Here is a 13901-nt window from a genome sequence, read left to right on the forward strand (position 1 = left end):
TTTGTAACAAAAAAAATTATTTTAGACAAATATTTTAAAATCAACAAAAACATTTTCAATGAATACCATTAAACCTATTTACATTTCTGCTTTTGCAATCTTAGCATTAGTAGGGTGTGGCGCTTCAAAACAAGTTTCAAATACTTCTAATTCAGGGCTGGTTGCTATAAGCGCCCCTTTGAACATTACAAAAAAGACACCAATAACTGAAAACGACTTAAAACGTTGGAGTCATTTAGATATTGTAACCGATACCATTCCTGGAATGAGTGTTGACAAAGCGTATGCTGAATTATTGAAGGGTAAAAAAGGCGTGCCTGTAATTGTTGGGATTGTAGATTCTGGTGTGGATATCGAACACGAGGATTTAAAATCAGTGCTTTGGACCAATACAAAAGAAATTGCCGGAAACGGAATTGACGATGACAAAAACGGATATATAGATGACATTCACGGTTGGAATTTTCTTGGGGATAGTACCAAAGAGAATCTGGAATACGAAAGAATCATCAAAGATAAAACCTTAGTTGATGGTGCTACGTTTCAAGAGGCGAAAGCATTGAATGATAAAAAAGTTGCTGAAGCTGCTGCTGGAAAAACTCGTTCAGAACAAATGTTAGAGACTATCGCTGCAGGTGATGCTGTTTTAGTAAAACATTTTGGCAAACCAGTTTACACAATTGAGGAGGTTAAAGCTATCGTTTCGCAAGAACCGGCAACACAAAAGAGCAAAGCTGCTATGCAACAAATGCTTTCTTATGGATTGCCAATAGCGGAACTAAAAGTTGCTGTTCAAAAACAATTAGAGGATCAGGTTGCGTTGATAAACGGAGACAATCTTAAAACAGATTACCGTAAAGTAGTAGGAGATAATCCAAATGATATCACTGATACAAAATACGGGAACAACAATGTGATGGGACCAGACAAGAATGAAATTCTTCATGGAACTCACGTTGCCGGAATTGTTGCTCAAAGTAGAAACAACGTATTAGGTGGCGATGGTGTTGCTAATAATGTTCAAATTCTTACTGTTCGTGCAGTGCCAGACGGTGATGAGTACGATAAAGATATTGCACTTGGAATTCGTTATGCAGTGGATAATGGTGCCAAAGTAATCAACGGAAGTTTTGGAAAAAGCTTTTCTCCACATAAACAATGGGTTTATGATGCTATAAAATATGCAGAAAAAAAGGATGTGTTAATTGTTCACGCAGCTGGTAATGATGCAAAAGATATTGACTTTTCAGAAAATTTCCCTAACGATTCTGAAGATAAAGTAACGGAGTTTGCGGATAATTTAATCACAATTGGTGCTTTGAATTTTGAATACGGAAATAAAGTTGTAGCTCGTTTTTCTAATATCGGAAAAATTAATGTTGACGTTTTTGCTCCTGGAGTAAAAATCTATGCTACAACTCCAAACAATACTTATAAATACTTACAAGGAACTTCAATGGCTGCGCCAAATGCTGCCGGAGTTGCCGCATTAATTCGTTCGTACTATCCAAAATTATCTGCTAAACAGGTAAAACATATTTTGATGGATTCAGGAGTTGCAATTTCAACGGATGTTATTGTAGGTGGAAAAGCAAATGACACGCGTTCTTTTACCACTTTGTCTAAATCAGGAAAAATAGTAAATGCATATAACGCTTTACTGATGGCAGAGAAAATGTCTAAATAATATTTTAAGAATTCATTATATGGAAGGGCAATTTGCCCTTCCATTTTTATTTTAACCGATATGAAAAAGTTACTTTTATTTTCTATTTTTTCCTTAAGTTTTGGAAGTCTGTTGGCTCAGAACACTTCGTATTGGCAACAACATGTCGATTACAAAATGGATGTTTCCATGGATGTAAAAACATACCAATACAAAGGAAAACAGGAATTGGTTTACACCAATAATTCTCCTGATACTTTGAGAAAAGTATATTATCACCTGTTCAATAATGCCTTTCAGCCTGGAAGCGAAATGGATGCCAGAATCCAAAGCATCAAAGATCCAGACGCAAGAATGGTTGCCAAAATAAAAGTGGGCGATACCGAAGTCAAAGAAAGCCGCATTAAAAATTTGAAACCGAATGAAATTGGCTATTTGCGAGTTTCTAATTTCAAACAAGACGGAGTAGTTGCCAATGCAAAAGAAGTTGGGACTATTCTTGAAGTGACTTTGGCTAAGCCAATATTACCTAATTCAAAAACTACATTCACATTAGATTTTGATGGTCAGGTTCCAATTCAGATTCGTCGTTCCGGAAGAAATAATGCCGAAGGCGTAGCATTATCCATGTCACAATGGTATCCGAAACTTGCTGAATTTGATTTTGAAGGTTGGCATGCGGATCCTTATATCGCAAGAGAATTTCATGGCGTTTGGGGAAATTTTGACGTAAATATTACTATTGATAAGAATTACGTTTTAGGCGGTACCGGTTATTTGCAAAACAAAAACGAAATTGGTCACGGCTATCAAGACCAAGGTGTTGTTGTGTCTGTTCCAAAGAAAACAAAAACATTGACTTGGCATTTTAATGCGCCAATGGTTCATGATTTCACTTGGGCCGCTGATAAGGATTACATTCATGATGTAGTAAAAGGACCTAATGGTGTTGATTTACATTTCTTGTATAAAAACAATCCAAAATACATTGAAAACTGGAAAAACCTGCAGCCAAAAACGGTTCAGTTGATGGAGATTTACAACAAAACCGTTGGGGATTATCCATACAAACAATATTCAATAATTCAAGGTGGTGATGGTGGAATGGAATATGCCATGTGTACGTTGATTTTGGGTCAAGGTACCTTTGACGGATTGCTGGGAGTGACTGCACATGAAATGGCGCATTCTTGGTTCCAACATATTTTAGCTTCCAATGAATCAAAACACGGATGGATGGATGAAGGATTTACGTCTTTCCTTCAAGATTTTGGACTTAATGAAATCACCGGTAAAAAACTTGAAAACCCATTTACAGGAGCCTATACAGGTTATTTTTCAATGGTAAATTCAGGAAAAGAATTACCACAAAGTACACATGCGGACCGTTTTGACGAGAATAAAGTGTACAGCATCACTTCCTATAGAAAAGGAGAACTTTTTTTGACACAATTGATGTACTTGATTGGCAAGGAAAATGTATTCAAGACCTTGAAAAAATATTACAGCGATTTTAAATTCAAGCATCCTACGCCAAATGATATCAAAAGATCTGCCGAAAGAGTTTCTGGAGCAAATCTGGATTGGTATTTGACGGATTGGACACAAACCACCAATACGATTGATTATGGTATCAAGGATGTAAAAGAAAATGCGGATAAAACAACGGTTACTTTAGAAAGAATTGGAAGAATGCCAATGCCAATTGATTTGACAGTGGAATATACGGATGGAACAACAGAAAGTTTCTACATTCCGTTGCGAATGATGAGTTTTGAAAAAGAAAACCCAAATCCAGCTGTAAAAAGAACGGTTTTGAATGATTGGGCTTGGGCGTATCCAACTTTTGAATTTAACATTGCTAAATCGAAAGCTTCCATCAAGAAAATCTCCATAGATCCAAGTGGATTAATGGCTGATTTGAAAAAGGAAAATAATACGTATGAGATAAAGTAATTTTTATCGAAACGCCATAAAAAAAGTCTAGTTTTTAAACTAGACTTTTTTTTGGTTTTATTTTTAAGGAAACTATTTCAAATGCTCCAGCATGTCTTTGGTCATCGATGCTAAATCAAATTCATGTTTCCAGTTCCAGTCCTTTCTGGCTTCAGCATCATCAATACTCGCAGGCCAGCTGTCGGCTATTTTTTGACGGAAGTCCGGATTGTAAGAAATGGTAAATTCAGGAATGTGTTTCTTGATTTCGGCAGCAATCTCCGTTGGCGTAAAGCTCATTGCGGCTAGATTGTACGAAGAATGAATTTTTATTTGTTCTACCGGTGCTTGCATAATCTGGATAGTCGCAGCAATGGCATCGTCCATATACATCATCGGCATTTTAGTTTCTGAGGATAAAAAGCATTCGTATGTTTTATCCAAAAGTGCTTTGTGAAAAATATCCACCGCATAATCCGTAGTTCCACCACCAGGAGGCGATGACCAGCTGATTAAACCCGGGTAACGGATGCTTCTTACGTCTACACCAAAAATATTATGGTAGTATTCGCACCATCTTTCGCCCGCTTGTTTGCTGATTCCGTAAACCGTTGAAGGCTCCATAACGGTATATTGAGGCGTATTTTCCTTAGGAGTTGTTGGTCCAAAAACGGCAATACTCGAAGGCCAGAATATTTTTTTTATTTTTCCGGCTTTCGCCAAATTCAAAACATGAAACAACGAATTCATATTCAAGTCCCAAGCAAATGCAGGGTTTTTCTCGGCTGTTGCCGATAATAATGCGGCCATCAAATATACTTCGTCAATTTGATGCAATTCTATCAAATGTTCAATCTGATTGAAATCCAAGGCATTCACCACTTCAAATGGACCTGAATTTACCACATCAGTATTTAACTTTCGGATATCCGAAGCAATTACATTTTCTGTTCCGTATATTTTTTGCAGCTTTTGTGTAAGCTCCGTTCCAATTTGTCCGCAAGCTCCAATAATCAATATTTTAGTACTCATTTTTGTCTGTTTTGAAAAGCAAAGATAATGTTTTCGTAAATAAAATAACTTTGATAAAATGATTATAAAAAATATTAAAATGCCGATAAAAATTAGAATTTATTTTTTAGTTACTGTTTTTTAAAAATAAAAAATACTTCATGAATATTAGATTGTTATTCCTATGCTGTAATTCGTAATTGTAAATTTACTTTGTAACTTTGTACCTTAATTAATGGAGATTTTTAAATCAGCATAACTGGTTCTAGTGTACAAAATTAAGACAGTATGTGAATTACATACAACCATTAAAAAACGATAAATAGCTACACATGAAATATAAAATAGCGGTCTTCTTTTCTCTGGTTTTTCTTTTATTGTCCTGTAAAAATGACAATCAAAAACGCATTGCTGAAAATAAAAAAGAGATGCAAAGAAGAGAAGTCATTTTTACGAACATAGAGAAAGGCTGGGTTTTTTATGATACGCCTGTAACTGAGGCTTCTGAAAAAAGTATAGCATCTTGGAACGAATGGCGTATTTTTTTGGCTGAACTGGCTCAAAAACCTAAAAAAACCATTGGTGCCTTTCAAAAAAAATCGGAGGCGCTTTCAAAAAAAGTGATGGCTTTGAACGACAACATTCCTTTTGAATATAACAAACCTCAAATCAAAAGTAGAATTTCGACCTTAATCACTAAAGTGCGATTATTGGATTTATTCATTCATTTGGATAACATTCCAGATAAAAAAGTGACGTTGTTAGTGTCAGAAATCAACTTGGAATTGGTTTCGCTACAAAGACAAATGGACAAAATAGTGGAGAAAAGTAAAATTCCGCTTGAAGAAGGGGAATCTGATTTATTGAAAATGATGGACACCACAAGAGCCATTCCCAACACACCAATCATCGACCCAAATCTGCCACGCGTTGAGTAAAACAGCCTTATACAATACCTACGATAATTCGTCAAAAACCCAGCAAATTGCTGCTCGTTTATTGGAAAATAACCAAGTCAAAATGCAGCTGTCGGGACTTTTGGGTTCTGCACTTTCGTTTGTAATCCGATCGATTTTCAAGAAAACCGAACTTCCTTTTTTAATTGTTTTAAACAATAAAGAAGAAGCAGCGTATTATTTGAACGATTTAGAACAAATGATTGGCGAACAAGATGTGCTCTTTTATCCCGGTTCATACCGTCGTCCGTATCAAATTGAAGAAACCGACAATGCAAATGTTTTGCTTCGCGCCGAAGTGTTGAACAGAATCAATTCCCGCAAAAAACCGGCCGTTATTGTCACGTATCCCGAAGCATTATTCGAGAAAGTGGTAACCCGAAAAGAATTGGATAAAAACACGTTGAAAGTTAGTGTTGGAGACAAAATCTCTATCGATTTTATCAATGAAGTATTGTTCGAATATGAGTTCAAAAGAGTCGATTTCATTACGGAACCCGGAGAATTTTCGGTTCGTGGAGGAATTGTTGATGTGTTTTCGTTTTCGAATGATAATCCGTACCGAATTGAGTTTTTTGGAGACGAAGTGGAGAGTATTCGTAGTTTTGATGTAGCGACGCAATTGTCGATTGTACAACAGAAAAAAATCACTATAATTCCAAATGTGGAGAACAAAATTTTTCAGGAAAATCGAGAAAGCTTCTTGGATTATATTTCGGAGAAAACGGTTATTTTTATTCAGAATACCGAAGATTTTTTAGCACAATTAGACAAACAATTTGGCAAAGCCGAAGAAGCTTTCGCAAAATTATCGCAGGAAATAAAACGTTCAACGCCGGAACAATTGTTTTTAAATCAAACAGAGTTTATAAAAAGAGCGTTGGATTTCTCCATTGTGGAATTGAGTTCGAAACCAATTTTTAGAACTACCAAAAAATTCGAATTTCACATTCAGCCACAACCGTCGTTCAATAAACAGTTTGATTTGTTGCTGAATAATCTGAATGAGAATCATTTTAATGGTTACAAAAATTATTTGTTTTGTTCCAATGACGCCCAAGCCAAACGATTTCATGATATTTTCGAAACCTTGGATGAAGCCAATTCTGAAAACATCAGAAAGCAATATCATACCGTTGTTTTGCCTTTGTACCAAGGATTTATTGACGAGGAAAATCAAATAACCTGTTACACCGACCATCAGATTTTTGAACGCTATCATAAATTCAGCATCAAAAATGGCTATTCGAAAAAACAGAATATCACTTTAAAAGAACTCACGACACTTTCAGTTGGTGATTATGTGACGCATATTGACCACGGAATCGGGCGTTTTGGAGGATTGCAAAAAATACAAGTTGAAAGCAAAACACAAGAAGCCATCAAGCTCGTGTATGCCGATAATGATATTGTGTATGTGAGCATTCACTCGCTGCATAAGATTTCAAAATACAACGGAAAAGACGGAACGCCACCCAAAATTTACAAATTGGGTTCGAATGCCTGGAAGATTTTAAAACAAAAAACCAAGGCACGCGTCAAACATATTGCGTTCAATCTGATTCAGCTGTATGCCAAAAGAAGATTGGAAAAAGGATTCCAGTTTGCGCCCGACAGTTATTTACAAAACGAATTAGAAAGCTCGTTCATTTACGAAGATACCCCGGATCAGTCCAAATCGACGGCAGAAGTAAAAGCCGACATGGAAAGTGATCGCCCGATGGATCGTTTGGTTTGTGGAGATGTAGGTTTCGGTAAAACCGAAGTGGCCATTCGTGCCGCTTTTAAAGCAGTGGATAACAGCAAACAAGTAGCGATTCTGGTTCCTACGACAATTTTGGCCTACCAACATTATAGAACGTTTACGGAACGATTGAAAGATATGCCGGTTTCTGTGGGGTATTTAAACCGCTTTAGAACTGCCAAACAAAAAGCGGAAACTTTAAAACAATTAGCCGAAGGAAAACTCGATATTGTCATTGGAACACACCAATTGGTCAACAAAAATGTAGTTTTCAAAGATTTGGGATTGTTGATTGTGGATGAGGAGCAGAAATTTGGTGTCAACGTAAAAGACAAACTCAAAACTATTGCTGCAAATGTCGATACGCTGACTTTAACGGCAACCCCAATTCCGAGAACCTTACAGTTTTCATTAATGGCAGCGCGTGATTTATCAGTAATTACTACGCCTCCACCTAATCGTTATCCTATTGAAACGAACGTGGTTGGTTTTAGTGAAGAGTTGATTCGGGATGCGATTTCGTATGAAATCCAGCGTAACGGACAGGTTTTCTTTATCAATAATCGAATAGAAAACATCAAAGAAGTTGCCGGAATGATACAGCGTTTGGTACCCAATGCCAAAGTAGGAATTGGTCACGGCCAGATGGAAGGAAAAAAACTGGAAGAATTGATGTTGGCTTTTATGAACGGAGAGTTTGATGTTTTGGTAGCTACCACTATTATCGAAAGCGGTTTAGATGTTCCTAATGCGAATACTATTTTTATCAATAATGCGAATAATTTTGGTCTGTCTGATTTGCATCAAATGCGTGGTCGGGTAGGGCGTAGCAATAAGAAAGCGTTCTGTTATTTTATTTGCCCTCCGTATTCAGCAATGACGGATGATGCCAGAAAACGAATTCAGGCTTTGGAACAATTCAGCGAGTTGGGAAGCGGTTTTAATATTGCGATGAAAGATTTAGAGATTCGTGGTGCCGGTGATTTATTGGGTGGGGAACAAAGTGGTTTTATCAACGAAATCGGTTTTGATACGTACCAAAAAATCATGAACGAAGCCATTGATGAATTGAAAGAAAATGAATTCAAAGATTTGTATCCTGAGGAAAACAATTTGGAAACCAAAGAATATGTAAAAGACCTGCAAATCGATACCGATTTTGAGTTGTTGTTTTCGGATGAATACATCAATAATGTTTCGGAACGATTGAGTTTGTATAATGAGTTGGGCGGTGTGAAAAACGAAGAAGAACTCATCATTTTTCAGAATAAATTGATTGACCGTTTTGGTCCTTTGCCGCCACGAGCCAATGCGTTAATGAATAGCATCCGTATCAAATGGATTGCCACTCGCATTGGAATCGAGAAATTGGTAATGAAACAAGGCAAGATGATTGGTTATTTTGTGTCTGATCAACAATCAGATTATTATCAGTCGAATCGCTTTCATCAGGTGCTACAATTTGTGCAAACGCACAGTTCTATTTGTAAAATGAAAGAAAAACAAACACCAAATGGCTTGCGATTGCTGTTGACTTTTGACAATGTGAAATCGACACGAAAAGCATTGGAATTGATGGAGTTGTTGGGGAAGTAGAAAATGAATGTTCAATTTGTTGATTTATAAGTGATATTAGCAGAAATCATGACAATCATATAAAGCCACCTTTTTAGGGTGGATAGGTATGATTTTGGCAAACATATAAATGAGTTGGCAGTAATTTAAACCGAAAGAGCAAAATACTATAAATGAAAAAAGAAAAAATATTTAAAATTATTACATCCATTAAATTCCTTTTTAGTTTGGCATTAATTTCATTAATAAATATGTTAATAAATGATTTTTATTTATTTGATATTGAAGAGAAATTTGTGGGTGGAGCAAAAATTGGGAATATATTTTATCAATTAAGTTTGGCATATATTGGAAGTTTTATTTTTTATTTTATAGTCATTTATTTAAAGGAAAAAAAAGATAAACATTTAATTGAACCATATATTTCACTAAAAATTTTAGCGATAATAACAAATGGAAAAATTTTAATAAAAGTTTTGAATATTGAATCATCGGTTCTATTAAAAAATGAATATCCAACAAAAAATGAAATGAAAGAAATGTGTTCCAAAATTGACCCTAATAACAAAATAAAAGGTTGGTATAACACAACTTGGATTCGTTTATGCAAAGAATATAGGAAAGAATCTGAAATTGAAATGAAATCAGTTTATGAGAAAATTACTTTTTTAGATTCTAAACTAGTAAGACTTTTAACAGATATTCAAACTTCGAGTTATTATAATTACTATAAATTTGAAAATGGAAATAATGACACAACCCATCATAAAGATTTGAATTCTGATTGTGAAAATTTATATTTATATATTGAACTTATTAAACAACTTGAAATCTATGCCGAAAAAAATCTAATTGGTTTTAGAAAAGTAGATTTAGAAAAAATATAAACTACTGTCAATAGCTTTGACAAGATATTTGGGTATAAGGCTTAATGGAAAATGGATTTTGAACTTGGAAATTATTGTGTCAACCGAAAAATCAGACTTTACTTAGTCCCAAACCTTTTGCAGAATCGGAACGTTATTAAATATTTTCGAGAAACGAAACAGAAAAAAATATGATTTTAAGAGACCCAAAAACAGTACTTATTTTATTTATTTCATTTTTTTTAGTTTGCTGCAAAACTAAAAGTAGAGAAATTAAAATTGTAAAAGGTGGAAATTACGAATTGAAAATATCAAATGATCAAAAAGCAGTTTTGATTTTATTTCCTTGTTTTCCTTGTGATATTGAAAACACAAAAACGGAAGCTAAATTTTTGAAAGGTATTGAAAAAGAGGGTGTAACTACTTTACTTTTAAATCATAATCAAAAATTATACTTGACTGAAAGTGAAAAAATTGAATACGCAAAAAAATTGAATGACATCTTTGGAGAGAATAAAATAGAGAAAAAAAATATTTATATTGGCGGTTTTTCAAGTGGCGGAAATGTTTCAGTTGTACTTTCCAATTTTTTATTGAAAACAAAAAATACAATTCAGCCAAAAGGCGTTTTTGTAGTAGATTCACCATTAGATTTAGAGAAATTATATGGGAATGCTAAAGAAGATATTAAAAGAAATAGGGATAAAGACGCAATAGAAGAAGGTTTGTTTATTGTAGATTTATTAGATAACGAATTTGGAGAACTGTCAAAAAACAGAAAAAAATATGAAGAATTTTCTCCCTATTTAATTTCCTCTAATTCGACAAGTAATATTTATTATCTTAAAGACATAAAGACTAGATTTTATTTTGAACTCGATTTAAAGGATAAATTCAAAGAAACTGGAAGAAAATACAAGGACCTCAATGCCTACCACCTTGAAAGAGCAAATAAAGCGCTACAAAGTTTGGGTTCCAAAAAATCGGAGACAATAATAACCAAAAACAGGGGGTATAGAGCAAATGGAGATAGAAATACTCATTCTTGGAATATTGTTGAAAGACAAAGTTTACTGAGATGGATTAATGAATAAAAAACATCCGCTAAATAGGGGTTTGGCGAGATTGGGGCAAAAAACTAATTCATAGTTGGTTCTTTACTTACAAATTTCAGTTGGATTATTCTCAAAAGGGCATTTAGGTTGTTAGAAAACAATGTGATATCAATACGAAAAGCATTGGAATTGATGGAGTTGTTGGGGAAGTAAGAGGTTTTTAAAGCTTCCAGCCTTCAAAAGGCTGGAAGCTTTCTTAACTACTCGATAATTAAATCTTCAATAGCATCTAAATCCTGATGTATTGAATGATAATATTTAAAATTTTCCAAATCATTAAACGAGACTATAACTTTATTTCTTTGTAATTTGGTCTTTTTTGTTGAAATGACGGTTCCATAAGAAGTCCAAGGATATTCTATGATATGTTCTGTAAACTTATGATGAACAGGATTGTTGTGGATGTAAAAAATAAGTTTTTGGAAGTAATCTTCAGAAGTAACCACTTTTCTCCTAAAATTTTTCTCAAATAAACTACCGGTTCTTTTGTATCGTTTATTTATCGCTAAAGTATATGCGTTGAACAAATTCGAAAACTGTTTTGATGCATTTACAGTCTTTGGCTTATCGGTTGAAGAATATTCTAATTTTGTACTGTCAATCTCTTCCGTTTCTTTGATGTAAACCAGAAGGTGAAAGTGATTTTTCATTAAACACCAAGCGTAAGTTTCGGCTATTGGGTCAATGTATTTTTCGTATAGCCTTAAAAAATGATTGTAGTTTTCAATTTCAAAAAACAAATCAATTCCATTGTTTCCTCTGTTATAAATATGATAGTATTTACCGTTTTCAAGAGGAATTGGATTCATAATAAGTTTATTTAATTTTCAAAGCTTCCAGCCTTCAAAAGGCTGGAAACTTTATATAGACAATCTAATTTTTCAGATCTTTAATTACTTTGAAAGCCACATCCACTTGTTCTTCACTCACTAAAATAGTGAACTCATTAGAAGTCGAAATCACTTCATTGATGATGATTCCTTCCCAAGCCAAACGCTGGAAAATAAAATAGTAAATACCTGGAACGACAATATTTTCTTTAGGTAATTTTACCGTAATCGAAGCCAGATTGTCCAGTTTTTGAATTAATTTTTCATTGGCAAAATGCTTGTCAACCAAATGATTGATGCTGTTGCTTACCACAATATTAGTTTCATTCACGCCTCTGGATGAGGTGTAAAAAATATCCGGGAAAGCATTGATATCAGTAATTAAGTCAGCTTGTTTGTTCAAAACGGTTTCTGATGCAGCAAAGGTATAATCTGTCAAAGCTGAACGAACGGTGATTTCCCCAATGTTTTTTATTACTTTATTAATCTTATGATTCAGTCTGAAATCAAGTTCTTCGGTTAACCTTTTTAAAGCCATGACAACGGCACCTTGTTTTACTTCCTTGCCAAATTCACTTTCCAATTCAGTCATTATGTTTCGGGATAATGAAGTCAAATTAATTATGCCTAATGATAATGCATTCAATAAAAATGGTTTTGTTTTAATGTAGTTCTCTACAATGGAAGAAACAGTTTTCATAGTTTAGCTTTTTAATTATACGCGTAGTTAGTGTGTAAACAGGACGCAAATATAAATAAAAAAACAATTTGTTACAAATATAACATTTAAAAAATACGTTAAAAATGATAAAAAGCATCTATAAGGTGCTCAATTACAAAAGATTTGCCTTCTTTATGAACCGCAATGATGTCAAAACGGACTTCAATGTCTAAATTTCTTTCGTTTACAAATGCATCCACCGCCTTCACAAGAAGTTGAATTTTTTTGGGTTTTACAAAATCCTGCGGCAAACCAAATTCCAAAGAGGAACGGGTTTTGACTTCAACCACGGCGAGTGTATTTTCTTTTTGGGCGAGAATGTCTATTTCTGCTTTTTGGAACGTCCAATTGGTTTCTAAAATAGTGTAGCCATTTTTTTGAAGAAACTCGACAGCCATTTCTTCTCCAAGTTTTCCGAGTTCGTTATGTTCCGCCATGTAAAAAGTGTTCAGTGTTCAGTAAGCAGTGTTCAGTTTTCAAACATCAAAAATAATGTCAACTATTCCGTTCGTATCCCGATGCTTCGGGACTGCAATCAAAAATCGTTAATCGGCAATCTTAAATCAAATTGCCTTTATTCAAAAACCAGCGTACTACATTTTTTATTGACATTAATAGTCACTTTGTTCCCTAAAATCAATGCTCTATTGTCTTGAATGTGACCAGCAGGAAAATTATAAAGTACCGGAATGTTGTATTTTTTGGTAACATCCTCGATAATTTCTATTGCGTTTTTTCCCCATGGAATGTCATTGTCCTTCATTTTTGTCATGGAACCCACAACAATTCCTTTGATGCTTTCCAGACAACCATTTCGTTTTAAATTCATCATCATGCGGTCAATGTGATACAAATATTCGTCTAAATCTTCCAAGAATAAGATTTTATCAGAACAATCAATCGCTGATGGTGAACCGAACAAACTGTACAGAATCGATAAATTTCCGCCCACTAATTCCCCGGTAGCTTTTCCGGGTCTATTCATCAAGAAAGGATCTATTTCGTACGATAGTTTTTCGCCAAACAAAGCAATTCTCATCGTTTCTATGGCTTCGGGAGTGGCTTTAGGAACGGTTATCGGCATGATTCCGTGAATGGATTTGAAACCCATAGTATTCAAATGATTGTGTAAAACGGTCACATCGCTAAAACCTACAATCCATTTCGGATTTTTTTTGAACGCAGTAAAATCCAATAAATCGATCATTCGCACGGTTCCGTATCCGCCTTTTACGCACCAAATGGCTTTTATATTTGGATTGTCCAGTTGCTGCTGAAAATCGGCTGCGCGTTGTTCATCGGTGCCGGCTAATTGATCTTTATCTAAGCCAATGGTACTGCCAATAACAACTTCGAGTCCCCAACTGTGCAACAAATCGATGGCGGGTTTCAAGTTGTCATCTATATTTTTTCGGGCTGTTGCCAAAATAGCTACGGTATCTCCTTTTTGTAAATTTGGTGGTGTGATCATTTGTGATTGGG

At 34.7% G+C, this 13901-nt stretch carries 11 protein-coding genes; 6 read left to right on the forward strand and 5 right to left on the reverse strand.

Features of this window, described 5'->3' with window-relative positions; translation table 11 throughout:
• Positions 1–58: 58 nt before the first annotated feature.
• A complete protein-coding gene (locus E0I26_RS01300) occupies positions 59–1687 on the forward strand; it encodes a S8 family peptidase (protein ID WP_131914694.1) in 1629 nt (542 codons plus the stop codon).
• A gap of 60 nt (positions 1688–1747) precedes the next feature.
• Positions 1748–3622, forward strand: coding sequence for a M1 family metallopeptidase (locus E0I26_RS01305; RefSeq protein WP_131914695.1), 1875 nt, complete (start codon positions 1748–1750; stop codon positions 3620–3622).
• Between the two features lie 72 nt (positions 3623–3694).
• Here the strand turns inward: E0I26_RS01305 and E0I26_RS01310 are convergent, their stop codons facing one another.
• Positions 3695–4633: an L-threonine 3-dehydrogenase gene (locus tag E0I26_RS01310; RefSeq protein ID WP_131914696.1), complete on the reverse strand. Its 939-nt coding sequence runs from the start codon at positions 4631–4633 to the stop codon at positions 3695–3697.
• A 311-nt stretch (positions 4634–4944) separates the two neighbouring features.
• Between E0I26_RS01310 and E0I26_RS01315 the strand changes: the two genes are divergently transcribed.
• The 4 genes from E0I26_RS01315 (at position 4945) to E0I26_RS01330 (ending at position 10847) form a co-directional block, all read left to right on the forward strand.
• A complete protein-coding gene (locus E0I26_RS01315; protein WP_131914697.1) occupies positions 4945–5550 on the forward strand; it encodes a hypothetical protein in 606 nt (201 codons plus the stop codon).
• On the forward strand, positions 5543–8908 hold the full coding sequence (gene mfd / locus E0I26_RS01320) for a transcription-repair coupling factor (protein ID WP_131914698.1): 3366 nt from the start codon (positions 5543–5545) through the stop codon (positions 8906–8908). Before E0I26_RS01315 ends, mfd begins: the two co-directional genes overlap by 8 nt.
• A 152-nt stretch (positions 8909–9060) precedes the next feature.
• Complete coding sequence (locus tag E0I26_RS01325; RefSeq protein ID WP_131914699.1) at positions 9061–9774, forward strand: hypothetical protein; 714 nt, start codon at positions 9061–9063, stop codon at positions 9772–9774.
• A 170-nt stretch (positions 9775–9944) separates the two neighbouring features.
• Entirely contained in the window at positions 9945–10847 is a 903-nt protein-coding gene (locus E0I26_RS01330) for a hypothetical protein (protein WP_131914700.1), read from the forward strand.
• 221 nt (positions 10848–11068) lie between these two features.
• On the opposite strand, the gene E0I26_RS01335 is transcribed toward E0I26_RS01330, so the two are convergent.
• The 4 genes from E0I26_RS01335 to E0I26_RS01350 form a co-directional block, all read right to left on the reverse strand.
• The gene (locus E0I26_RS01335) at positions 11069–11677 is read right to left on the reverse strand and encodes a hypothetical protein (RefSeq protein ID WP_131914701.1); all 609 of its coding nucleotides are present in this window, start codon (positions 11675–11677) and stop codon (positions 11069–11071) included.
• 64 nt (positions 11678–11741) lie between these two features.
• On the reverse strand, positions 11742–12398 hold the full coding sequence (locus tag E0I26_RS01340) for an aspartate kinase (protein WP_131914702.1): 657 nt from the start codon (positions 12396–12398) through the stop codon (positions 11742–11744).
• A gap of 98 nt (positions 12399–12496) precedes the next feature.
• Entirely contained in the window at positions 12497–12856 is a 360-nt protein-coding gene (locus E0I26_RS01345) for a YraN family protein (RefSeq protein ID WP_131914703.1), read from the reverse strand.
• A gap of 137 nt (positions 12857–12993) precedes the next feature.
• A complete protein-coding gene (locus E0I26_RS01350; protein ID WP_235831709.1) occupies positions 12994–13890 on the reverse strand; it encodes a S66 peptidase family protein in 897 nt (298 codons plus the stop codon).
• Positions 13891–13901: the final 11 nt, after the last annotated feature.

Origin of the sequence: Flavobacterium rhamnosiphilum, from assembly GCF_004349195.1 — a bacterium.
GTDB classification, from domain to species: domain Bacteria; phylum Bacteroidota; class Bacteroidia; order Flavobacteriales; family Flavobacteriaceae; genus Flavobacterium; species Flavobacterium rhamnosiphilum.

Bases quoted from the DNA above. Each gene is read 5' to 3' on its own strand.
- E0I26_RS01300 (WP_131914694.1), top strand. From the start codon at position 59: ATGAATACCATTAAACCTATTTACATTTCTGCTTTTGCAATCTTAGCA.
- E0I26_RS01305 (WP_131914695.1), top strand. From the start codon at position 1,748: ATGAAAAAGTTACTTTTATTTTCTATTTTTTCCTTAAGTTTTGGAAGT.
- E0I26_RS01310 (WP_131914696.1), bottom strand. From the start codon at position 4,633: ATGAGTACTAAAATATTGATTATTGGAGCTTGCGGACAAATTGGAACG.
- E0I26_RS01315 (WP_131914697.1), top strand. From the start codon at position 4,945: ATGAAATATAAAATAGCGGTCTTCTTTTCTCTGGTTTTTCTTTTATTG.
- E0I26_RS01325 (WP_131914699.1), top strand. From the start codon at position 9,061: ATGAAAAAAGAAAAAATATTTAAAATTATTACATCCATTAAATTCCTT.
- E0I26_RS01330 (WP_131914700.1), top strand. From the start codon at position 9,945: ATGATTTTAAGAGACCCAAAAACAGTACTTATTTTATTTATTTCATTT.
- E0I26_RS01335 (WP_131914701.1), bottom strand. From the start codon at position 11,677: ATGAATCCAATTCCTCTTGAAAACGGTAAATACTATCATATTTATAAC.
- E0I26_RS01340 (WP_131914702.1), bottom strand. From the start codon at position 12,398: ATGAAAACTGTTTCTTCCATTGTAGAGAACTACATTAAAACAAAACCA.
- E0I26_RS01345 (WP_131914703.1), bottom strand. From the start codon at position 12,856: ATGGCGGAACATAACGAACTCGGAAAACTTGGAGAAGAAATGGCTGTC.
- E0I26_RS01350 (WP_235831709.1), bottom strand. From the start codon at position 13,890: ATGATCACACCACCAAATTTACAAAAAGGAGATACCGTAGCTATTTTG.